The organism is Stenotrophomonas sp. TWI602, assembly GCF_039674045.1.
Classification (GTDB): domain Bacteria; phylum Pseudomonadota; class Gammaproteobacteria; order Xanthomonadales; family Xanthomonadaceae; genus Stenotrophomonas.
In genome coordinates this window covers 258,484-279,870 of record NZ_JBDJMT010000002.1, presented here as the reverse complement: position 1 = coordinate 279,870, position 21,387 = coordinate 258,484, and the positions used below count along the sequence as shown (strand labels likewise).

Sequence of the window (21,387 nt, the reverse complement as noted above, 5' to 3'; positions counted from 1 at the left end):
GACCGCCGGGAGTGAACGCAGTCACTTCCTGGCCCCTGTGAGGGCGCGTTGCAGCCGGTAGAATGCGTGCATGAGCGCTGCTGTCATCCGCCTGCCCGATCCCGTCCCGCGCGCCCGCGATCCGCGTGCGCCCGGCGGTGTGCAGGACCGGCTGGCGCGGCAGCTGCGGCGCCAGGTCGGCCAGGCCATCGCCGACTTCGGCATGATCGAGGCGGGCGACAAAGTGATGGTGTGCCTGTCCGGTGGCAAGGACAGCTACACCCTGCTCGACATCCTGTTGCAGCTGCAGAAGAAAGCGCCCGTACCGTTCGAGCTGGTCGCGGTGAACCTGGACCAGAAACAGCCGGGCTTTCCCGAGCAGGTGCTGCCGACGTACCTGGCCTCGATCGGTGTGCCGTTCCAGATCATCGAGCAGGACACCTATTCGGTGGTCAGCCGGGTGATCCCGGAAGGCCGCACGATGTGTTCGCTGTGCTCGCGTCTGCGCCGTGGCGCGCTGTACCGGCATGCGGCCGAACACGGCTACACCAAGATCGCGCTGGGCCACCACCGCGATGACAGCGTGGCCACGTTCTTCCTCAATCTGTTCCACCACGCCAAGCTCTCGGCGATGCCGCCCAAGCTGCGCAGCGACGACGGCCAGCACATCGTGATCCGCCCGCTGGCCTACGTGGGCGAGGCAGACATCAGCGCCTACGCGCAGGCGCGTGCGTTCCCGATCATTCCCTGCACGCTGTGTGGCAGCCAGGACACCCTGCAGCGCCGCCAGGTGGAACAGATGCTGCAGCAGTGGGAGCGCGAGCAGCCCGGGCGCATCGACCAGATCGCACGCGCGCTGGGTAACATCCATCCCTCGCAGCTGGCCGATCCGGCCCTGTTTGATTTCATGGCACTGGGGCGCGCCGCGGCGGCCCCGCTGCCCGATCCGCCGGCCTGGGCCGGCACTGCCCACGACCTCGGCGACGCCTCCGGCCCGGCCTGAGCCACGCCGGTGCGCCCGCCCTCCCTTTCACGCTCTTACTCTGGACGTCCATGTTCTTTCGCAACCTGACGCTGTTCCGCTTCCCGACCGCCACCGATTTCTCCGAGGTAGACACCCTGCTGCCGCAGGTGCTGCTCAAGCCGGTCGGTCCGCTTGAAATGAATTCGCGCGGCTTCATCTCGCCGTTCGGCCGTGAAGAAAAGGCCGTGTTCTCGCACCGCGTCGGCGATGCGCTGTGGCTGACCGTCGGCGGTGAGGACAAGATCCTGCCGGGCGCGGTGGTCAACGACCTGCTCGCGCGCAAGCTCGAGGAAATCGAAGAGAAGGAAGGCCGCAAGCCCGGCGGCCGCGAGCGCAAGCGCATGAAGGACGATCTGCTGCACGAGCTGATGCCGCGTGCCTTCGTGAAGAGCTCGCGTACCGACGCGCTGATCGACCTGACCCACGGGTACGTCGCCGTGGACTGCTCGAGCAGCAAGAAGGGCGAGAACATGATGTCCGACATCCGCGGCCTGCTCGGCAGCTTCCCGGCGATGCCGCTGAACGCCGAAGTGGCGCCGCGCTCGATCCTCACCGGCTGGATCGCCGGCGAAACCCTGCCGACCGGGCTGAGCCTGGGCGAAGAGTGCGAGATGAAGGACCCGGCCGAGGGCGGTGCGGTGGTCAAGTGCCAGCACCAGGAACTGCGCTGCGACGAGATCGACAAGCACCTGGACGCCGGCAAGCAGGTGACCAAGCTGGCCCTGGTCTTCGAGGACAACCTGTCCTTCGTGCTGGGCGACGACCTGATCGTGCGCAAGCTGAAGTTCCTGGATGGCGCGCTGGACCAGCTCGAGCACGCCGACGATGACGGCCGCCGCGCCGAACTGGATGCCCGTTTCGCCCTGCAGAGCGGCGAAGTGCGCCGCCTGTTCCTGCTGCTGGAAGAGGCGTTCAAGCTGAGCAAGGCGGACTGATCGGTTCCGATCAGTCCCCAGTCATGCGCCGGTCACGGCCGGCGCTATGCTGTACCCATGTCCGGATTCCTCCGCCGCCTGATTTCGCCGGCTGTCAGCACGCTGCAGCGCGATACGGTACGGCTGCGCCTGGAGGATGCCGAGATCGATGTCCTGCGTGTGCGCGATCCGCGTGCGCGCCGGATCAAGCTCAGCGTCGATGAGCGCGGCGTACGCCTGACCCTGCCACCGCGCGCCAGCCTGGTGATGGGCGAGCGTTTTCTCGACCAGCATCGCGGCTGGTTGTCCGAACAACTGCGCAGCTACCAGGCCACCAACCTGCCGCCACCGCTGGTGATCGGCGAGGCGGGGGTGCTGCCGCTGCGCGGTGAGCTGCTGCCGCTGCGCTGGGAAACCGGCCGCTACGCGCACATGCGCGTGGACGAACAGGGCGCCTGCCTGCACTGGCCCACGCGCGGGACCGATGCCACGCTGCGCCGCACCCTGCGCGAGTTCTACGAAGCACAGACCCGTGCCGATGTCGGCCAGTGGCTGCCGCGTTACCTGCCCGGCCTGCCGCGTGCACCGGCGCGGCTGCGGCTGAAGGTGATGTCCTCGCAATGGGGCTCGCTGGCCCCGGACGGCAGCATGGCGCTGGATCTGGCCCTGGTGTTGGGGCGGCCTTCGGCGTTCGAGTACGTGCTGGTGCACGAGCTCTGCCACCTGATCCAGGCCAATCACTCGCCGGCGTTCTGGGCGGAGGTGGAGAAGCGCTTCCCGGCGTGGCGGCAGGAGCGCGATTATTTTCAGGCCGAAGGACGGCGGTTGAAGGCCATGCTGCGGCAGCTGCTGACCCCCACCCCGTAGAGCCGACCGTTGGTCGGCTGCGCATGACATCCAACCCCGCGATCCTGGCGTACCGACCAACGGTCGGTACCTACCGGGTGGCGCGGGCGGTGGCGGCCTGCGCCCAGCGCGCCGCCACCCGCGGCGCGGTGATACACACGGCCTGGTCGGTCACGGTGGTGACCGCGCGCTCCAGCAGCTGGATGTCGGCTTCGTGCTGGCGGGCCACGTGCGGGTCTTCGAAGAAGATCGCGCGCTGGCAGTGGCCTTCCAGCACGCGGTCGGCAATCTGCGCATCGCCGCCCATCGGGCCGCTCTGGTAGCGCGTCACCCATTCCTCGCCCTGCGGCCAGCCGCGGCTCCAGGCCAGTTCGTTGAGGCGCTGGCCGGTGGTGCCGGTGCCGACCCGGCGGCGGAAGCGCGACAGCACCGCGAAGTGCTCATCGGCGAAGGCCAGCATCGCCGGCTTCATCGCGTCATGCGCGATCAGGGCCAGCGTGTGCTGTTCGAAGGCGTGCAGGTCATCGGCGCCCGGGTCCGGCGCCAGGCCAGCATGCAGGCGCTCCACCTCGACCCAGTCGCGCGCGGTGGCGACGGTGGAGATGAAGGGTTTACCGTGGATCACGCACTGGCGCTTGAGCGCGGTCGCTTCGGGAAAGACCGAGGACGGATCGACCGGGTCCATCAGGTAGATCGCGCCGTCCAGCGTGCGCTCCGGCGTGCCCATCCCGACCACCTCGGCGACCAGCTTCATCAGGCCGCCCTCGCGGCCGTTGGGGTAGCGGCGCAGCGGGGCGAAGTCCTGCAGGAAGCCCAGCCGCTGGATCGCATCGAAGGTGCGCCCGACCGCATGCAGCTCGACGCCCAGTTCGCGCAGGCCGGTATCGCTGGCACGCAGCCAGCGGAACAGCGCGGCGTGCTTGTCGTGGTGATGCAGGCGGTTCGCGGCCAAGCCGATGCGCATGAGGGCAGTCCAGAGGAAGACCGCGCCAGTGTAATCCGCTCAGGTTGCGGGGAAGCAAGCATCGAACAGTGATGGAGATCACGCGTCTTCACGCACTTTCGTAGTTGTTGCATGGTCTCGGGAGGGGCCGTATCCGACAGTGGTGGTCGTCCGTCAATCAGGAAACCCCTGCCATGACCCTCCCCCGTTCCCCCATCGTCTCCTCATCATCGCCCGCCTTGGAGACGGGCCGCCGCATCCGTGCGCTGGCCACGGTGCTGCGCGAGGCGCCCCGGGCCGATGCCGAGGTGCTGCTGGCCGGGCTGGCGCGCATGCTCGATGCGCACATGGGCCGCGGCCACGACGATGTGGTCAGCAACCGCCGCATCCGCGATCAGCTGGACAACATCGAGCTGCTGATGGCACTGGAGATCGAGCGCGCCGGTGTGCGTCACACGCCGGTACCTGCGGTCCCGCGCGCCGCTTGAGAGCGCGCTTCGGTAGGGCGCCGTTACGCCGAAAGCAGCTGCACGATGCTGCCGGCCGCATCGCGGCCCTCGGCCACGGCCGTCACCACCAGATCCGCACCGCGCACCGCATCGCCACCGGCGAACAGGCGCGGGTGGGCGGTCTGGAACGGCAGGCGGCCGCTGCCACCGGCCACGATGCGGCCGTTGTGGCCGGCTTCCACGCCCTGTTCGGTCAGCCAGGCCGGCGCAGTCGGCGAGAAGCCGAAGGCGATGATCACCACGTCCGCTTCCAGCAGCGATTCACTGCCTTCGATCGGTACTGCGTTGCGGCGGCCCTGGGCATCCGGTTCGTCCAGATGCGTTTCCACCACCATCACCCCGATCACTTCATCGTCCGCACCGGCTTCGATCGAGAGCGGCTGGCGGTTGAACAGGAAGCGCACGCCTTCCTCGCGGGCGTTGGCCACTTCGCGCGCCGAGCCGGGCATGTTGGCCTCGTCGCGGCGGTAGGCGCAGGTCACCTTGGCCGCACCCAGGCGGATCGCGCTGCGCACGCAGTCCATGCCGGTATCGCCACCGCCCAGCACCACCACGCGCTTGCCCTCCAGGTCGGGCAGGGCGATCTGGTCTTCCCAGCCGGCAATCGGCCGGCCGTGGGCATCGCTGCCACTGACGATGCGGCTGTTCTGCACCAGGAACGGCAGCGCCGGCAGCACGCCCTTGAGGTCCTGGCCGAGCAGGCCACCATCGGTATAGCGGTACGCGCCGGTGCCGACGAACACCGCGTCGTACTCGGCCAGCAGCGCATCGATGCTCACATCGCGGCCAATCTCCACGCCGAGGCGGAACTGCACGCCCATGCCCTCCAGCACGTTGCGGCGGCGGCTGATCACCGATTTGTCGAGCTTGAAACTGGGGATGCCGAACTGCAGCAGCCCGCCGATCTGTTCGTAGCGGTCATACACCACGGCCTGGATGCCGGCATGCGCCAGCTTGTCGGCGCACGCCAGCCCGGCCGGGCCGGCGCCGATCACCGCCACGCGCTTGCCGGTGGCTTCCACCGCGCTCATGTCCGGGCGCCAGCCGGTGGCCAGCGCCGTATCGACGATGTACTTCTCCACGGCGCCGATGGTGACCGCGCCGAATTCCTCCAGCGTGCAGCTGCCTTCGCACAGGCGGTCCTGTGGGCACACCCGGCCGCACACTTCCGGCAGCGGGTTGGTGGAGTGGCAGAGCGTGGCCGCTTCGTGGATGCGGTTTTCCTGTACCAGCTGCAGCCACTGCGGGATGGCGTTGTGCACCGGGCACTTCCAGCTGCAGTACGGATTGCCGCAGTCCAGGCAGCGGCCGGCCTGGAACTGCGCGTCTTCCTTGCCGAACTTGCCGTACAGCTCGCCCCAGTCGCCGGAGGTGCGCAGTTCGACCGGGATGCGCTGCGGCATCGTCCGGGGCAGATCGAGGAACTGGAAAGCTTGCTTGCGGCTCATCGGTGGGCCCTGCGGTGGTGAGTTGCCGGCCAACGGCCGGCACTACGATTTGAGGTTGCCGGCCAGCGGCCGGCACTACAGCGGTGGGATGTACAGCGCCGGCGTGGGGCTGGCGCCGTGACCCCGGTCAGGCGGCGCGGCGCAGGGATTCGGTCAGCGATTCGATGCTGGCCGCCTTCGGTTTGACCAGCCAGAACTTGCCGACGTAATCGCGGAATTCATCGAGGATCTGCTGCGCCCAGATGCTGCCGGTCAGCTCGCGGTGGCGGCTGATCAGCGTATGCAGGTGCTGGCGGTGGTTCTCGAAGCCTTCGGCGGAGATGCGGTGGATGTCGATCAGCTCGTGGTTGTAGCGGTCCACGAAATCGCGGTCGATATCCAGCACGTAGGCCAGGCCGCCGGTGAAGCCGGCGCCGAAGTTCAGGCCCACCTTGCCCAGCACCAGCACGATGCCGTCGGTCATGTATTCGCAGCAGTGGTCACCGGCGCCTTCGATCACCGCCAGCGCGCCGGAGTTGCGCACGCCGAAGCGCTCGCCGGCACGCCCGGCCGCGAACAGCTCGCCGCCGGTGGCGCCATACAGGCAGGTGTTGCCGATGATCGCGGTGTTGCGTGCTTCGAAGCGCGCGCCACGCGGCGGGCGCACGACCAGTCGGCCGCCGGCCATGCCCTTGCCAACGTAATCGTTGGCTTCGCCTTCCACTTCCAGCTGCAGGCCACCCACGTTGAACGCACCGAAACTCTGCCCGGCGGTACCGCGGAAACGCAGCGTCAGCGGCGCATCACTCATGCCCTGGTTGCCGTGCGTGCGCGCGATCTCACCGGACAGGCGGGTGCCGATCGAGCGGTCGGTGTTGTGGATCAGGAAGCGGTGTTCACCGCCGAGCTTGCCGGCAATGGCCGGGGCCAGCAGGCCGTCCATCTGCGTGGCCAGGCTGTCCGGCGATTCGTACAGGCGCTGCGCGGCGCAGTGGCTGCCGGCGTACTCGGCCGGGTTGAGCAGGCGCGACAGATTCACCTTGACGCCCGGGCGCGGCGAGACCTCCAGCTGCTGCAGCAGGTCGGTGCGGCCGACGATCTCGTCCAGCGAGCGCACGCCCATGTAGGACAGCCAGCCCCGCACTTCCTCGGCCAGCAGGCGGAAGAAGTTCTCCACGCGCTCGGGCAGGCCGGTGAAGTACTGCGCACGCAGGCGCTCGTCCTGGGTGGCCACGCCGGTGGCGCAGTTGTTGAGGTGGCAGATGCGCAGGTACTTGCAGCCCAGCACGATCATCGGCGCGGTACCGAAGCCGAAGCTGTCCGCGCCCAGCAGCGCGGCCTTGATCACGTCCAGGCCGGTCTTCAGGCCACCGTCGGTCTGCAGCAGGGTGCGCCCACGCAGGTCGTTGGCCACCAGCGCCTGGTGCGACTCGGCCACGCCCAGTTCCCACGGCACGCCGGCATAGCGGATCGAGCTGACCGGGCTGGCACCGGTACCGCCGTCATGGCCGGACACGGTGATCAGGTCGGCGCCGGCCTTCACCACGCCGGCGGCGATGGTACCGACGCCGGCATGGCTGACCAGCTTCACCGACACCAGCGCGGTCGGATTGACCTGCTTGAGGTCGTAGATCAGCTGTGCCAGGTCTTCGATGGAGTAGATGTCGTGGTGCGGCGGCGGCGAGATCAGGCCGATGCCCGGCTTGGCATAGCGCAGCCGCGCGATCAGTTCGTTGACCTTGTGGCCGGGTAGCTGGCCGCCTTCGCCGGGCTTGGCGCCCTGGGCGACCTTGATCTGCAGCACCTCGGCGTTGACCAGGTACTCGGCGGTGACGCCGAAGCGGCCCGAGGCCACCTGCTTGATCTTGCTGCGCTTCTCGGTGCCGTAGCGCACCGGGTCTTCGCCGCCTTCGCCGGAGTTGCTGCGGCCGCCGAGCCGGTTCATGGCAATGGCCAGCGCTTCGTGCGCCTCGGGCGACAACGCGCCCAGGCTGATGGCGGCGGTGTCGAAGCGGCGGAACAGGTCTTCGGCCGGGGCTACTTCGTCCAGCGGCGTGGGCGTGGGCGCGGCCTTGAGCTGCAGCAGGTCGCGCAGCGCCGACACCGGGCGGCCGTGCACGGCCTCGCAGTAGCGCTGCCAGTCCGCGGCATCACCACTGCGCGCGGCACGCTGCAGGGTCATGACCACGTCCGGGTTGTACATGTGGTATTCGCCGCCGTGCACGTACTTCAGCACGCCGCCCACATCCGGGCGCAGCAGGTCGTTCCAGGCACGCACGGTGAGTTCGCGGGCTTCGTCGTCCAGGCGCGCAAAGCCCACGCCGGCCACGCGCGAGGCGGTATCCGGGAAGCACAGGTCGACCACCTCGTCATCGAGGCCGACGATCTCGAACAGCTGCGCGCCGCGGTAACTGGCCACGGTGCAGATGCCCATCTTGGAGATGATCTTGGACAGGCCCTTGTAGATGCCCTTGCGGTAGCGGCGGCCGATCTGAGACTGCTCGCCGCCCTTGCTCAGCTGCAGGATGCCGCGCCGGCCGAGGTCGAACAGGGTCTGGTAGGCCAGGTACGGGTACACCGCGGTGGCACCGAAGCCGAGCAGACAGGCCATGTGGTGCGCGTCGCGCGCGGTGCCGGTTTCCAGGATCAGGTTGACGTCGCAGCGCAGCCCGGCGTTGGACAGGTGATGGTGCACCGCGCTGGTGGCCAGCAGTGCATGCACCATCGGCCGGTCGGCGACCGGGTAGCGGTCGCTCAGCAGCAGCATCACGATGCCCTCGCGGGCGGCCGCCTCGGCCTCGGCGCAGATGCGCTCGATGCCGGCCTTCAGGCCTTCGTCCAGGCTGTAGGACAGATCGATCAGCCGGTTCTTGTCGGCGTACTGCTCCATCTTGATCAGCTGGCGCAGCTTGCGCTGGCTGAGCACCGGCGAATTGAGGATGACGTGGTTCACCGTCTCCGCACCGGCATGGAAGATGTTGGTCTCCTTGCCGAGCTGGGTGGACAGCGACATGACGCAGTCTTCGCGCAGCGGATCGATCGGCGGGTTGGTGACCTGCGCGAAGGCCTGGCGGAAGTAGTCGTAGAGCGGGCGACTGTGCTGGCTGAGCACGGCCATGGGCGTGTCATCGCCCATCGAGCCGGTGGCTTCCTGCTCGGTTTCGGCCAGCGGCCGCAGGATCTGCTCGACCTCTTCGGTGCTCAGCTGGAACAGCTTGTGATAGCTGCGCAGGGTGCGCTCGTCGAACGGCTCTTCCACCAGTGATGGATCGATCAGCTCGGTCTGCAGGTAGGTCACGCCCTGCTGCAGCCACTGCTTGTACGGTGCGCGGCCGCGGTTGATGCGGTCGATGGCGTCCGAGTCGAGCAGGTCACCGCGCTTGAGGTCGATGGCCATCATCTCGCCCGGCCCCAGCTTGCCCTTGCGCACCACGCGCTCGGCCGGCACTTCCCACACACCGGCTTCGGAGGCGACCAGGAAGTGGCGGTCGGAGGTGAGCATCCAGCGCGCCGGGCGCAGGCCGTTGCGGTCCAGCGTGCAGGCGGCATAGCGCCCATCGCAGGCCACGATGCCGGCCGGGCCGTCCCACGGTTCGCTGTTGAGGCCGTAGAACTCGTAGAACGCGGCCAGGTCGGGGTCCTTGAACTCCAGCGACTGGGTCGCCGGCGGCACCAGGATGCGCAGCGCCTGGATCAGGTCCATGCCGGCGCTGACCATCAGCTCCAGCATGTTGTCCAGGCTCTGCGAGTCCGAGCCATGCATGGAGATCACCGGGTCGAACTCGCCGATGTCGAAGCGCGGGGTCTTCCACACCTTGCTGCGCGCCTGCGCCCAGCGGCGGTTGCCCTCGATGGTGTTGATCTCGCCGTTGTGGGCGAGCATCCGGAACGGATGCGCCAGCGGCCAGCGCGGCAGCGTGTTGGTGGAGAAGCGCTGATGGAACACGATGGCGCTGGAGGCCAGATCGTTGCGCTGCAGATCCACGTAGAAGCGGCTCAGCTTGTCCGGCAGCACCATGCCCTTGTAGCTGATCGCATTCGGGCTGAGCGTGGTGACGTAGTAGTCGGCGTGCTCGCGCAGCTGCTGTTCGCTGCGGCGGCGGGCCAGGAACAGGGCCAGGGTGAAGGTGGCCTCGTCCTGCTCCGCACCGGCATCCACGAACACCTGTTCGATGCCCGGCAGGGTGTCGCGGGCCAGTTGCCCGCACACGCTGGGGTCGGTGGGCACCACGCGCCAGCCGACCGGCTGGCAGCCGGCGTCGCGCAGCTGCTGTTCCAGCGTGTCGCGGCAGGCCTGTGCGTCGGTGGGGTCGTGCGGCAGGAACACCACGCCGGCGGCGAACCGCGCGCCAAGGGTGAGGCCGGCCTCGGCGGCGAGCGCTTTGAGGAACACGTCGGGACGGCGCAGCAACAGGCCGCAGCCGTCACCGGTGACACCGTCGGCGGCGACGCCGCCGCGGTGGGTCATGCGCGAGAGTGCGGCGATAGCCGTGTCGACCAGCAGTCGGGACGGCTGGTCGTCGAGTTGGGCGACCATGCCGAAACCACAGGCATCTCGCTCATCTTGCGGGTCGTAAAGCCCTTGGCGGTTGCGGGGGGCCATCTCTGCCTCAATGTCGGGTGAGCGGCGACACTCGTCCCCGCTCAATCCGTTGAGCGCATCTGGAGGCACCGGATGACTCGACTAGAGCATAGTTGCTGCAACGCCGCAATACACGGTTGCAGGCGCAACCAAACCCCTGTGTTTCAGGGGTTTTCTCCGTCGCCTGTTCAGCCGCAGCGGACGCCGGCCACCACGTTCTTGGCATCCACTTCCACGTTCAGACGCTCGCCGATGAACTCCATCGTGGTCATGTCGTTCGGCTTGAGCACGCGCACGCTGGTGGCGCCGGCATCCTGCTGGGCCTGGCTGCCGAGCTCGGCGGTATAGGGCTGGCCGACCAGGCTCTGCACCTGGGTGGCATCGCAGCTGCCGACCGGCGGCGCTTCGGTCGCCTTGCCGGCTTCGTCGGTCGGCGCGGCGGCGGCTTCGGCCGCCTTCTGCGCATGGGTGGCGACGGCCTCCTGCTCGTCCATCGGCGGGGCGCTGCACGCACCGAGGACCAGCAGGGCGGGGAAAAGGGCAATCAGCCCGAAAGAACGCCGCACGCGGCGGAACGACAGGGACGACATCGGTACTCCAGAAAGCGAGCCAGTAAACACTGGAGGATATCGCCAAGCGCGGCGTGAGGTGTTTGTGTTGCGTTATTGACGCGGCGCCGCACCGGCAGCGGTAACACTGCGTTTCCCTGATCCGCGCCGCGTCCATGAGCCCGAGCCGCACCACTACCCCCGAAGCCGCCGCCGCCCGCCAGGCCGGCCTGCGCTATGTCAGCGATGAACTGCCGGGCATTGCCCGCCGCAAGGCCGGCAAGGGCTTTGCCTACCGTGATGCCGATGGCGCGGCGATCCGCGATGCCGCCACCCTGGCCCGGATCCGCGCGCTGGCGATCCCGCCGGCGTACACCGATGTCTGGATCTGCGCACTGCCCAACGGCCATCTGCAGGCCACTGGGCGGGACGCGCGCGGACGCAAGCAGTACCGCTACCACGCCGATTGGGCGCGGGTGAGGGGCGATGGCAAGTTCGATCGCATCATTGCCTTTGGTACCGCCCTGCCCACGCTGCGCCGGCGCCTGCGCCGCGATCTGAAGCTGCCCGGCTTCCCACGCGACAAGGTGCTGGCGATCGTGGTGGCGCTGCTGGCACAGACGCTGGTGCGCGTTGGCAATGAAGTCTATGCACGTGACAACCGCTCTTACGGGCTGACCACGCTACGCAACCGCCACCTCGCGCTGGTCAAGGGCGGCCGGGCGCAGATGCGCTTCCGGGGCAAGTCCGGGCAGGCGCATGAGGTGGATGTGGATGACCGCGAACTGGTCAAGCTGATCCGTGGCTGCCAGCAGCTGCCCGGGCAGGCGCTGTTCCAGTATCGCGATGACGATGGCGCGGTCCAACCGGTGGACTCGGGCATGGTCAACGACTATCTGCACGATGCGATGGGCGAGGATTTCAGCGCCAAGGACTTCCGCACCTGGGGCGGCACGCTGGAGGCGATCCGTCAGCTTGCCGTGACCGAGCTGCCCGAACCCTCCAGTGAGCGCGCGCTGGCAGCATTGCAGAAACAGGTGGTATGCGAGGTCGCCAACCTGCTGGGCAACACACCGTCGGTGTGCCGCAAGGCCTATATCGATCCTTGCGTATTCGATGGCTGGCGGGCCGGCTCATTGAAGGCCCTTGCCGGCCTGCGTGGCGAGCGCCAGTGGGAACTGGCCACGCTGAAAGTGCTCAAGGCCGCGCGGCGCACCGTCCGGCGTGCCCGCGCGGGATGAGCGTAGCGGTCAGCCGCAGTAGAGTGCGGTGATGTTGTTGGTACGACCGGTTTCAATGGTCAGCCGTTCGCCGCCCTGTTCTGCACCCGGGGTGGGATTGGCCGCGCCACTGGCAGTGGCGCCACTTGCGGCACGCTCGCTGCGCACGACGATGACCTGCAAGCTGTCGCTGTCCACGCGGGCACGCTCGACCGTGGCTTGCGATGCCGCCAGGCCCACGGCGCCGCGGACCTTGTCCACGTGGCACTGGCCGGAAATGACGCCGTCGATCGGCTGGACCTGCGCGACGGGGGTGCTGCTGCAGGCGGACAAAGCAAGGACGGCCACAGCCGCGGACAGGTAACGAAGCATGCGACGCACTCCATGGGAATTGCGCTCAGGGTGCATCGGTGCCCGTATGCGGCGCATGAATCTCTACACGGTGTGGGCACGCTCCATTCACCGTCCCTGGCCGCCGGGTTGACCATAGTGGGGCTGCGCATTCCACGGCGGCCATCGCCGCGACGAACATGCGCCCGCGTGAGACCCACGCATCTGATCCGGCAACAGGAGTCGAACATGGCCACGGCCAAAACCCGTAAGACCACCAAGACCCCCACTTCCCGCAAGCGTCCGCGTCCGGCGGAGGCGGCTGCCGCGGCGGCCGAACCACGCGCCCGTACCCCGGTCGTCAAAACCGCGACCCGCAAGGCCGCCGCCACCGATCCGCGCGCTGCGCGCGTGGCGGCCCGCCAGCGCCGTCTGCAGGACCAGGAAAAGGCCAAGGACGCGCGTGCGGCGAAGAAGGCCGCGAAGGCGCCCACCACGAAGGCCGCCAAAAAGACCACCCAAGCGGGCACGCGCCGCCAGCCGGAAAAAATGCCGGCCGAGCAGCTGGCCAAACCGGGCAACGAACACGAGATGCAGCTGGCCCCGCGTTTCCTCGCGCCGGACTACCAGGGCAGCGGCAAGCTCAAGGGCAAGCGCGCGATCATCACCGGCGCCGACTCCGGCATCGGCCGCGCGGTGGCGGTGCTGTTCGCCCGCGAAGGGGCGGATGTGGCGGTACTGCACCTGGATGAAAAGAAGGACGCGAAGATCACCCGCGAGCACGTCGAGAAAGAAGGTGGCCGCTGCGTGGTGATCGCGGGCGACGTGCGCGATCCGGCGTTCTGCAACAAGGCCGTCAAGCAGGTCGTCAAGGCCTTCGGCGGTGTCGACATCCTGGTCAACAACGCGGCCTTCCAGCTGCATTGCGATCGTCTGGAAGACCTCGAGGACGAGCACCTGCAGGAAACCCTGCAGACCAACATCGGCGGCTACATCCAGATGGCGCGCGCGGTGCTGCCACACCTGGGCGAAGGCGCGAGCATCATCAACACCGGCTCGGAGACCGGCCTGTTCGGCAGCAAATCGCTGGTGGACTACTCGGCCACCAAGGGCGCCATCCATGCCTTCACCAAGGCGCTGGCCAGCCAGCTGCTGCCACGTGGCATCCGGGTCAACGCGGTCGCCCCGGGCCCGGTCTGGACCCCGCTCAATCCGGCCGACAAGAAGGCGCCGGATGTAGCCGAGTTCGGCCAGGACAGCGACATGGGCCGTCCGGCGCAGCCGGAAGAGCTGTCGCCGGCCTACGTCTTCCTCGCCTCGCCGATCACCGCCAGCTACATCAGCGGCGTGATCCTGCCGGTGATGGGCGGGCCGCGCGGCTGATCGCCGGCGCGGGCGCGTCCACGCCGTAGAACGCGGCGATCCGTGGAATGAAAGTCTGCGGGTTGGCCCCGACCAGGTTGGTCAGCACCACGATGGCCAGCCCCTGGTCGGGGTAGACGATGAAGGCCGAGCGTGCCCCGCCCATGCCGGCCACCTGGCGCTGCGGTGCACGTTGCAGCACCGCCCAGCCGGCCCCCCATGCGCCGTCGCTGCCGTCATCGAGCCGTTCCGGGGTCCACATCCGGCGGGTGCCGGCGGCGTTGACCAAGCGGTTGCCGGTCAACGCGACCAGCCACTGCGCGACGTCGTCGCCAGTGGTCAGCATGCCGCCGCCAGCCCACAGCCCGGGGGTCATGTCGTAGAACCAGTGCGAGAGCCGTGGCGCGGCGTCCGGCGCATCGGTGCGGCGCGGGAACCAGCTGTAGATCGTGGCGCTGTTGGCGATCAGGTCGTAGCTGTCGCCGAACGTGGATGACGGCATCCCGGCCAGATCGAACTGGCGCGTGGCTACGTAGCGGTCGTACGGCATCGCGGACTGTGCGGCGATGATTCGTGCCAGCAGCACGTAGTTGGTCTGGTTGTACGTGAAGCGGGTGCCGGGCGCAGCGTCTACCGGGCGTTGCGTCACGGCGGTCCAGGCGGCCGCCTCGGTCCCGCCGCCGAGCAGGCCCTGTGCATCCAGAATGTCCGGCAGTCCTGAGGTATGTGCCAGCAACTGGCGCACCCGCACCCCGCGCCACGCGTCGGGCAGGTCGGCGAGATAGGCCGAGATCGGCGCATCCAGGTTCACCTTGCCTGCTTCGGCCAGCTGCATCATCGCCACCGCGGTGAATGACTTCGTCGCCGAGTTGAGCGGAAAACGCGTGGCGCGCGTGGTCGGCAGCTTGTTCTCGACATTGGCCAGTCCGTGGCTTTCGGACAGCACCACTTTCCCGTCCTGGACCACGGCGATCTGCAGCCCGGGAATACGCAGCGCATCCATGGTCTGGCCGATGAACTGCCGGGTCTGCTGGTTGGCGGTGTCCACGTTGCCGGCTTGGGCGTGCACGGCCAGCGGGAACAACAGGGCGACGATCATGATCACGCGACGGGTGGAACGCATGCGGTGGGTCCTTGGCGAGGCGGGCGCGATGCCACGGCGGAATGCGGCAGGTCGAAGGCTTGGATGCGGGCCGGGGCGAAAAGGTTTAAGGCCCACGGGCTGTCCACTGCGCCGCCTACCGTTCGTCGGCACCCTCCATCCGGCACTTGACGACACCTGTAGTCACTGGCACGGTAGCGACACGTGTAGTCATAGGGAGAGCGTCATGCGCGGCAAGACGATCGGGGACCAGGAACTGGCCCTGCTGCAGTACATCGCGGAACAGGACCGCCCCAGTGTCGGGGAGGTCGCCACCGGCTTCGGGGAGCCGCGCGGGCTGGCACGCTCGACCGTGCTGACCATGATGGAGCGCCTGCGCGCCAAGTCGTACCTGAGCCGCAAGCAGGTGGACGGTGTCTACCGCTATGCCACCACCAGCGGCCAGGACAGCGTGGTGCAGGGGGCCGTGGCCAGCTTCGTGGAGAAGACGCTGCAGGGCTCGGTCTCGCCGTTCGTGGCGTTCATGTCGCACAAGGTGGATGTCAGCGATCAGGAACTGGCCGAGCTGGAAGCGCTGGTCGCACAGTTGCAGTCACGCAAGCGGGAGGGCTGAGTCATGGACATGATGATGAGTGAAGTGCTGATGCGGCTGGGCTGGACCAGCCTACAGAGTGCGGTGCTGGTGGCGCTGGTGTGGGGCGTGTGCCGGCTGCTGCCGCAGCTGCCGTCCGCCACCCGTTGCCGGCTGTGGTGGCTGGTGGCCGCGCAGGCCGTGCTCGGCCTGCTCTGGAGCAGCCCGCTGGAACTGGCGGTGTTGCCGGCCCCGGCGGCGGTGACGGCACCGGCGATGGCGCTGCCCGCGTTCGAGGCCGCCATGCAGGCCGCGCCGGTCACGTACGCCGCCACTGCGCTCGAGTCGGCGACGATGACAGCCTCTTGGCCCTTGCTGCTGCTGGCCGCGTGGGCTGCCGGTGTGCTGCTGATGCTGATGCACAGCCTGCGCGGCTACCGCGCCAGCCGCGCGCTGGTGCGCAGCGCCACCGAGTGCACCGACGCCGGCCTGCAGCAGGCGCTGCAACTGGCCGCCGAAGCGCATGGCCTGCGGCGCTCACCGCAGCTGAAGCTTTCCGCGCAGATCCGGTCGCCGCAGTTGATCGGCCCGTGGCGGCCGGTGCTGCTGCTGCCGGCCCGCGAGCTGCCGACGATGTCGGCGGACGATCTGGACATGGCGCTGACCCACGAACTGATCCATCTGCAGCGCCGTGACCTGTGGTGGGGGTTGCTGCCAGCGCTGTCGCAGCATCTGTTCTTCTTCCATCCGCTGGTCCACGTGGCGGCCCGCGAATATGCGCTGGCTCGCGAAGAAGCCTGCGATGGGGCGGTGGTGGCCGGGCATGATCACTGCCGCCATGACTACGGTCGCCTGCTGGTGCAGCTGGGTGTGGCGCCCCGTCCCGCCGTCGGCGTGGCCAGCGCCTCGCCGAACCTGCGCAGTCTCAAGCGCCGGCTGCGGACGCTGCAGCAGACCCGCAGCGTCCCGCGCGTGGCCTCGCTGGCAATCACCGCGCTGTTCGTGGTGATCGGTATTGCACCGTTGCGTCTGGTGGCTGCACCGCCGCCGCCGGCCGCACCCCAGGCACCGGTCGCGCCGACCGCGCCCACCCCGCCCGCGCCACCGGCCCCGGCACCCGAACCGCCGCCGGCGCCACCGCCGGTATCCGCCCCGCAGCCCCCGCAGGCCCCTGCTGCACCGCGCGCACCGGCGCCGTCCGAGGCCCTGGCTGACGACGTGAGCTTCGTGACCCACGGTAAACTCAACATCACGCGTCAACCCGCGCAGGCCTTCGTGTTGATTGGCGGCGAGAGCAATTTCGTCGATGCCTCCGTCGCTGATCTCAAGCAGGCACGACGCGATGCCGGCAACGATCAACCGGCGCTGTGGGTGCGCCGCGGCCAGGACCGCTATCTGATCCGCGATCCGGCGGTGCTCAAAGCGCTGGGACACACCCAGACGGAAGTGGCCGCGCTGGGAACGGCGCAGGCCGAGCTGGGCAACCGCCAAGCGGCGATTGGTCAACAGATCGCGGCGGCATCGTTGCAGATCACGGCCGATGCAATGGCCTCGGTGGATGTCAGCGCGGTGGTCAACAGCGCGATCAGCGATGCCGGTCTGGATGCCGCTGTCGAAGCTGACCGGGCGGCCCGCCAAGGGGCTCGCCAGTCACGTGCAGCGGCGTCGGCCGCCAGCCAGGCCGCACGCGAAGCACGTACCGCCTCAGCCAGGGCGGTGGACGCGCGCCAGATCGCGCTGGTGGCGCGTGAGCAGGCCGAACTGGGCAAGGAACAGGCGCGCCTGGCACAGCAGCAGAGTGTGGCCTCGGCGCGTGCGGTGCGTGACGTGCGCACCGCGATCGATCAGGCACTGGCCAGCGGCAAAGCGGAGCGCGTGCGCAACTGATCGCCCCGTTCGCCACGGCGGCCTGCGTGCCAGGCCGCCGGCTTCAACCGATTAGCCGCAGTTGGCCCGCACGATCCGGTTCTGTTCGTCCACTTCGATGCTGAGCCGGTCTTCGCGGAAATCCATGGTCATCGCCATGCCCGGCTTGAGCACGCGGGCATTGCGGGCACCGCTGTCCTTCACCGCCTTCTGGATCACCGCCTCGGTGGCAGTCTGCCCGGTCAGGCCGGTGAGCTTTTCCGGGTCGCATTGGGAGGCGCTGCCGGCTACCGCAGGCGGGGCGGTCGAGGTCGGGCTGTCAGGCGGCGTCGCGGCGGTCTTGGCCGGAGGGCTGCAGGCGGCCAGCGGCAGGGCACAGCCCAGGGCGAACAGAAGGTTCAGACGCATGTGGTGGTCCTCCCACGGTAAGTACCCGCAGTGTCCGTGGGCCGGCCTTTACACCGCGTCAATGGCCTGCAGCGCCAACGTCTCCCGGTCGCGCTGTTCTTCGGCCACCAGCCGCCGCATCAGCAGCGCCAGGGTCACCACGTCCTGGTGGTTGTGCTCGGCTACCCGGCGCAGGTTCACCGCACTGCCGCCGCGCAGGTAGTTCAGCCACGCAGCCGGCGCTTCCGAGCCGGGCAGATCGTCTTCGCGCACGATCTGCAGCAGCTGCCGCTCGATCGTGGCCAGCCGGCAGTTTTCCCAGGTGCCGCGATAGCGGCGGCGTGTCGGGAACAACAGATCGACGTGATCCAGCGGCGTGATCGGGCAGCGCTGCCGGGCCAGCCGATAGCGCGTCTTGAGCAGCGGGGCGTCGTAGCAGCGCCCGTTGTAACTGGAAAACACCGTGCTCGGCTGCAGCCAGCCGGCGAACTCGCGCAGCATCGCGGTTTCCGCGGCCATCGTGGTCATCAGCAACTGGCGGATGCGCAGGCCGTCGCCACGTTCGGGATGCGTGTGCCAGTCCGCGGCACCGATCATGAAGGCGCGGGTGCCGGTGCCGCCGGCCAGGCCGGTGGTTTCGGTATCGAAGAAAAGCAGGTCCTGCGGCTGCACCTGTTCACCCTCGCGCTTGGCGAAGGCCAGCGACAACGGTTCGGTCGGAATGGCTTGGGTAACGAACGATTCGATCAGGAACAGGCCCGGCGCGATTTCCTCACCCGGCACATGGCGGTCCTTGGCATTCTCGCGCGGGGGGGCCGTGCTGAGGCCGCGATCGCGCAGGCCGAGCAGACGGCGCAGGCCACCAATCTCGGGCTTGCGCAGCGCCGGCGCGGGAGCAGGAACAGCGGGAACCGCCGGTGCGGCCTCGCGTGCGGCCGCACCGGTTGGCTTGTGGCGGATCTCCTGCTCGACCCAGCCGAAGACGGAGGCCGGTGCGGGCGTACGCGCACGCGCATCGTTGGCGGCGGGCGGAAGCGGGGTGCTGCCCGTGTCGCCGGGAGCGCCCGTGTCATCGGCAGCGGATCCGCGCCCAGCGGCGATGGCCGGACCAGAGGCAGGCGCCGCTGTCGCATCACCGGCCTGCCGACGCAGCAGGCGCAGCTTGTCCAGGCTCAGGCTCACGGGGTCACCACCTCGGCGCTACGGCGCTCCTGCTCTTCAGCAGACGGCAGCGCGGCGCTGTCGAACAGATCCAGCACCTTCAACGCCAGCGCCTTGGGCGTGGTGGCATCGTCCTCCTGGCCGGCCAGCACCGGGCCCACGCAGGCCGGGCAGCCGGCCTTGCAGTCGCAGCCCTGCACCAGCTCGCGCGCGCGCAGCAGCAGCTCGGCCTGGCGCACCCAGAGCGGTTCGCTCAGGCCCACACCGCCAGGGAAGTTGTCGTACAGATACACCGTCGGCACGAACTGCTGCTGCAGCTCGATCGCGCTGGCATCGAACTCGGCGCCGCGCAGCTGCCCGCGTCCGCTCTGGTCGGCCACCGCGAACCACGCGCCATCGCCATTGCCGACCGCCTTCTGCAGATCGCGAGCATCGGCCATCACCGCCACCGTGGCGACGATGTGCAGCGCGTAGGCCGCACCGAGGAAGCCATCCAGCGCTTCCTGCTTGCTGTCGAACGCGGTCAGCAGCAGCGCCTGCGGCAACTGCCACCACACCGCGGTGGTGTGCAGCTCCTGGTCGGGCAGATTGACCGGGCCGTAGCCGATGTTCTCGTGGGTGTAATAGCGGATCTTCTTGTAGCCGGCCACGCGGCGCACCACGTGCACTTCGCCGTGGTGCGAATCGCCACGCCCGGCGATGCAGCCATCGAAGCGGTCCAGCACCTTGAGCTTGGTGAAGTCGATGCTGTCGGTGTAGTAGTCCACGTGGGTACGGGTGACGTAGGCCTTGCGGCCTTCCCAATCCAGCCGCTCCACCTGGTAGGGGGTGGACTGCACCATGTGGATGGCGCCTTCATACAGCGTCAGCGCGGCGGCGGAGTAATCCACCTCGGCGATGATCTGCTGCTTGCCGTCGCTGCGGTCCACCACCACGAAGTTGCCGTCGGCGACCGAGCGCAGGCTGACCGCGTTGGCCGGGTAGCTGTCGGCGATCCACTCCCAGCGGTCGCCTTCGCGATGCACCACCTCGGTTTCGGCCAAGGCTTCCAGGAACACCAGCGGATCGATCGGGCCGAACGGATCGCCGGCCAGGAACGGCAGCTCGAAGGCGGCGCAGCGGATGTGATCGAACAGGATCAGCGGCTGGTCCGGCGCGGTGCGCGCATGCTCGGGCGAGGCGTCGGCGAAGAAGTCCGGATGCCGCACAACGTATTGGTCCAGCGGCTGCGAGCTGGCCACCATCACGCCCAGTGCGGGCTGCTGGCGCCGGCCGGCGCGGCCGAAACGCTGCCAGGTCGCGGCGACGCTGCCCGGATAGCCATTGAGGATGACCACGTCCAGGCTGCCGATATCCACGCCCAGCTCAAGCGCCGAGGTGCTGACGATGCCGTCGATCTGCCCGGCGCGCATCGCCCGCTCGGTCTCGCGCCGTTCGGTGGGGAGGTAGCCGCCCCGGTAGGCGCGGATACGGGCCGGCTTGCGCGGGTCGTGGTCGAAGATGTCCTTGAGGTACTTGGTGAGCACTTCAACCATCAACCGGCTCTGCGCGAAGATCAGGGTCTTCAGGCCGGACTTGATCGCGATGCGGGCGATGCGGTTGCTCTGCGAGCGCGCCGAGGCCCGCAGGCCGAGATCGGCATTGACCACCGGCGGGTTCCACAGCAGCACATGCTTGGGCCCGGTCGGCGCGCCGGATTCGGTGATCGCGGTGACCGGCGCTTCGATCAGCGCCTCGGCATGCGCCTGCGGGTTGCCGATGGTGGCCGAGCACAGAATGAACTGCGGCTCCACGCCGTAGAACGCGCAGATCCGCTTGAGCCGGCGCAGCACGTTGGTGACGTGGCTGCCGAACACCCCGCGGTAGGTGTGCACCTCATCGATCACAACGTAGCGCAGGTTCTCGAAGAACTGTGCCCACTTGGTGTGATGCGGCAGGATCGCCTGATGCAGCATGTCCGGGTTGGAGACCACGATGTCGCCGTGCAGGCGGATCGCCTGGCGTGCATCGCCCGGCGTGTCGCCATCGAAGGTGAAGGCTTTCACGCCCAGGTCGCCGGCGCGGTTGAGCTCCAGCAGCTCGGCCACCTGGTCCTGGGCCAGCGCCTTGGTCGGGAACAGGTACAGCGCCTTGGCCTTGCCCTGCATGGCGGCGCTGACCACCGGCAGGGTGTAGCACAGCGATTTCCCGCTGGCGGTCGGGGTCACGATGGCCACGTGCTCGCCCCGCTGGCTGGCCTCCCAGGCCTGCGCCTGGTGGCTGTACAGCTGCTCGATGCCGCGTGCTTTCAGCGCGTTGACCAGGGCATCGGGCACATCGGCCGGGATCGGCGCGTACTGGCCCTCGCGGGCGGGAATCGTAAAGCTGCCGGTGATGCGGTCGTTATAGCGGCGCTGCAGGCGCGCAGTCAGCAGCGCACCATCGCGCGAGGGCAGCCCATCGGTGGTGGCGAGGTTGCGCTCGGCGTCCTCGGTGCGCTTGGCGAGTTCGTAAGCCATGGTCACAACGGTCTGCAAAGGACGCTATGGAAACATGACCGCGTCTCAATGTCTGAGACATCGCGACGCAGGCCGGTGAATGGTTCAGTGCCCGCCCGCGCTATCTGGACAGCTGCCA

17 protein-coding genes are annotated in these 21,387 nt (G+C 68.6%); 8 read left to right on the top strand and 9 right to left on the bottom strand.

Translation table 11 applies throughout. The annotated features are described in order from the left end of the window. Positions 1–70 precede the first annotated feature (70 nt). The 3 genes from ttcA to ABE483_RS03840 are packed head-to-tail and all read left to right on the top strand — an operon-like array spanning position 71 to position 2,784. Positions 71–982 (top strand): tRNA 2-thiocytidine(32) synthetase TtcA, encoded by a 912-nt coding sequence (gene ttcA, locus ABE483_RS03850; protein WP_313211177.1) that lies wholly within the window; start codon positions 71–73, stop codon positions 980–982. Positions 983–1,032: 50 nt separating this feature from the next. Continuing rightward, complete coding sequence (locus ABE483_RS03845) at positions 1,033–1,938, top strand: recombination-associated protein RdgC (RefSeq protein ID WP_313211178.1); 906 nt, start codon at positions 1,033–1,035, stop codon at positions 1,936–1,938. Positions 1,939–1,995: 57 nt separating this feature from the next. Then, positions 1,996–2,784 carry a SprT family zinc-dependent metalloprotease gene (locus ABE483_RS03840; RefSeq protein WP_313211179.1) on the top strand — a complete coding sequence of 263 codons (789 nt, stop codon included), beginning with the start codon at positions 1,996–1,998 and terminating at the stop codon, positions 2,782–2,784. Positions 2,785–2,854: 70 nt separating this feature from the next. Here the strand turns inward: ABE483_RS03840 and ABE483_RS03835 are convergent, their stop codons facing one another. Then, complete coding sequence (locus ABE483_RS03835; RefSeq protein WP_313211180.1) at positions 2,855–3,727, bottom strand: methylglyoxal synthase; 873 nt, start codon at positions 3,725–3,727, stop codon at positions 2,855–2,857. A 173-nt stretch (positions 3,728–3,900) separates the two neighbouring features. Here ABE483_RS03835 and ABE483_RS03830 point away from each other — a divergent pair, with 173 nt between their 5' ends. Beyond that, positions 3,901–4,194, top strand: coding sequence for a hypothetical protein (locus ABE483_RS03830; protein WP_313211181.1), 294 nt, complete (start codon positions 3,901–3,903; stop codon positions 4,192–4,194). 23 nt (positions 4,195–4,217) lie between these two features. Here the strand turns inward: ABE483_RS03830 and ABE483_RS03825 are convergent, their stop codons facing one another. The 3 genes from ABE483_RS03825 to ABE483_RS03815 all read right to left on the bottom strand — a co-directional run bounded on the left by ABE483_RS03825 (position 4,218) and on the right by ABE483_RS03815 (position 10,814). Continuing rightward, positions 4,218–5,663 (bottom strand): FAD-dependent oxidoreductase, encoded by a 1,446-nt coding sequence (locus ABE483_RS03825; RefSeq protein ID WP_313211182.1) that lies wholly within the window; start codon positions 5,661–5,663, stop codon positions 4,218–4,220. Between the two features lie 127 nt (positions 5,664–5,790). Beyond that, positions 5,791–10,245: a glutamate synthase large subunit gene (gltB, locus tag ABE483_RS03820; protein WP_346481143.1), complete on the bottom strand. Its 4,455-nt coding sequence runs from the start codon at positions 10,243–10,245 to the stop codon at positions 5,791–5,793. A 167-nt stretch (positions 10,246–10,412) separates the two neighbouring features. After that, entirely contained in the window at positions 10,413–10,814 is a 402-nt protein-coding gene (locus ABE483_RS03815; RefSeq protein ID WP_313211184.1) for an I78 family peptidase inhibitor, read from the bottom strand. A 134-nt stretch (positions 10,815–10,948) separates the two neighbouring features. Here ABE483_RS03815 and ABE483_RS03810 point away from each other — a divergent pair, with 134 nt between their 5' ends. After that, positions 10,949–12,013 carry a DNA topoisomerase IB gene (locus ABE483_RS03810; RefSeq protein WP_346481142.1) on the top strand — a complete coding sequence of 355 codons (1,065 nt, stop codon included), beginning with the start codon at positions 10,949–10,951 and terminating at the stop codon, positions 12,011–12,013. Between the two features lie 9 nt (positions 12,014–12,022). Here ABE483_RS03810 and ABE483_RS03805 read toward each other — a convergent pair whose 3' ends face one another. Beyond that, positions 12,023–12,364 (bottom strand): hypothetical protein, encoded by a 342-nt coding sequence (locus ABE483_RS03805; protein ID WP_313211186.1) that lies wholly within the window; start codon positions 12,362–12,364, stop codon positions 12,023–12,025. A gap of 207 nt (positions 12,365–12,571) precedes the next feature. Between ABE483_RS03805 and ABE483_RS03800 the strand changes: the two genes are divergently transcribed. Then, positions 12,572–13,705 (top strand): SDR family oxidoreductase, encoded by a 1,134-nt coding sequence (locus ABE483_RS03800; RefSeq protein ID WP_346481141.1) that lies wholly within the window; start codon positions 12,572–12,574, stop codon positions 13,703–13,705. On the opposite strand, the gene ABE483_RS03795 is transcribed toward ABE483_RS03800, so the two are convergent. Next, positions 13,662–14,807, bottom strand: a complete 1,146-nt coding sequence (locus tag ABE483_RS03795; protein WP_346481140.1) for a serine hydrolase domain-containing protein — start codon at positions 14,805–14,807, stop codon at positions 13,662–13,664. The two genes, ABE483_RS03800 and ABE483_RS03795, sit on opposite strands and share 44 nt — an antisense overlap. A 205-nt stretch (positions 14,808–15,012) precedes the next feature. Between ABE483_RS03795 and ABE483_RS03790 the strand changes: the two genes are divergently transcribed. Together ABE483_RS03790 and ABE483_RS03785 are read left to right on the top strand one after the other, a co-directional pair. Then, positions 15,013–15,399, top strand: a complete 387-nt coding sequence (locus ABE483_RS03790; protein WP_019184134.1) for a BlaI/MecI/CopY family transcriptional regulator — start codon at positions 15,013–15,015, stop codon at positions 15,397–15,399. A gap of 3 nt (positions 15,400–15,402) precedes the next feature. Beyond that, a complete protein-coding gene (locus ABE483_RS03785) occupies positions 15,403–17,244 on the top strand; it encodes a M56 family metallopeptidase (RefSeq protein WP_346481139.1) in 1,842 nt (613 codons plus the stop codon). 51 nt (positions 17,245–17,295) lie between these two features. Here ABE483_RS03785 and ABE483_RS03780 read toward each other — a convergent pair whose 3' ends face one another. The 3 genes from ABE483_RS03780 to ABE483_RS03770 are packed head-to-tail and all read right to left on the bottom strand — an operon-like array spanning position 17,296 to position 21,269. Then, positions 17,296–17,631, bottom strand: coding sequence for an I78 family peptidase inhibitor (locus ABE483_RS03780; RefSeq protein ID WP_313211190.1), 336 nt, complete (start codon positions 17,629–17,631; stop codon positions 17,296–17,298). Positions 17,632–17,679: 48 nt separating this feature from the next. Next, positions 17,680–18,792, bottom strand: a complete 1,113-nt coding sequence (locus tag ABE483_RS03775; RefSeq protein ID WP_346481138.1) for a ribonuclease H-like domain-containing protein — start codon at positions 18,790–18,792, stop codon at positions 17,680–17,682. Beyond that, entirely contained in the window at positions 18,789–21,269 is a 2,481-nt protein-coding gene (locus ABE483_RS03770; protein WP_313211192.1) for a DEAD/DEAH box helicase, read from the bottom strand. Before ABE483_RS03770 ends, ABE483_RS03775 begins: the two co-directional genes overlap by 4 nt. Positions 21,270–21,387 lie beyond the last annotated feature (118 nt).

Bases quoted from the DNA above. Each gene is read 5' to 3' on its own strand.
- ABE483_RS03810 (WP_346481142.1), top strand. From the start codon at position 10,949: ATGAGCCCGAGCCGCACCACTACCCCCGAAGCCGCCGCCGCCCGCCAG.
- ABE483_RS03805 (WP_313211186.1), bottom strand. From the start codon at position 12,364: ATGCTTCGTTACCTGTCCGCGGCTGTGGCCGTCCTTGCTTTGTCCGCC.
- gltB (WP_346481143.1), bottom strand. From the start codon at position 10,245: ATGGCCCCCCGCAACCGCCAAGGGCTTTACGACCCGCAAGATGAGCGA.
- ABE483_RS03835 (WP_313211180.1), bottom strand. From the start codon at position 3,727: ATGCGCATCGGCTTGGCCGCGAACCGCCTGCATCACCACGACAAGCAC.
- ABE483_RS03795 (WP_346481140.1), bottom strand. From the start codon at position 14,807: ATGCGTTCCACCCGTCGCGTGATCATGATCGTCGCCCTGTTGTTCCCG.
- ttcA (WP_313211177.1), top strand. From the start codon at position 71: ATGAGCGCTGCTGTCATCCGCCTGCCCGATCCCGTCCCGCGCGCCCGC.
- ABE483_RS03785 (WP_346481139.1), top strand. From the start codon at position 15,403: ATGGACATGATGATGAGTGAAGTGCTGATGCGGCTGGGCTGGACCAGC.
- ABE483_RS03815 (WP_313211184.1), bottom strand. From the start codon at position 10,814: ATGTCGTCCCTGTCGTTCCGCCGCGTGCGGCGTTCTTTCGGGCTGATT.
- ABE483_RS03780 (WP_313211190.1), bottom strand. From the start codon at position 17,631: ATGCGTCTGAACCTTCTGTTCGCCCTGGGCTGTGCCCTGCCGCTGGCC.
- ABE483_RS03770 (WP_313211192.1), bottom strand. From the start codon at position 21,269: ATGGCTTACGAACTCGCCAAGCGCACCGAGGACGCCGAGCGCAACCTC.
- ABE483_RS03845 (WP_313211178.1), top strand. From the start codon at position 1,033: ATGTTCTTTCGCAACCTGACGCTGTTCCGCTTCCCGACCGCCACCGAT.
- ABE483_RS03800 (WP_346481141.1), top strand. From the start codon at position 12,572: ATGGCCACGGCCAAAACCCGTAAGACCACCAAGACCCCCACTTCCCGC.
- ABE483_RS03825 (WP_313211182.1), bottom strand. From the start codon at position 5,663: ATGAGCCGCAAGCAAGCTTTCCAGTTCCTCGATCTGCCCCGGACGATG.
- ABE483_RS03830 (WP_313211181.1), top strand. From the start codon at position 3,901: ATGACCCTCCCCCGTTCCCCCATCGTCTCCTCATCATCGCCCGCCTTG.
- ABE483_RS03840 (WP_313211179.1), top strand. From the start codon at position 1,996: ATGTCCGGATTCCTCCGCCGCCTGATTTCGCCGGCTGTCAGCACGCTG.
- ABE483_RS03790 (WP_019184134.1), top strand. From the start codon at position 15,013: ATGCGCGGCAAGACGATCGGGGACCAGGAACTGGCCCTGCTGCAGTAC.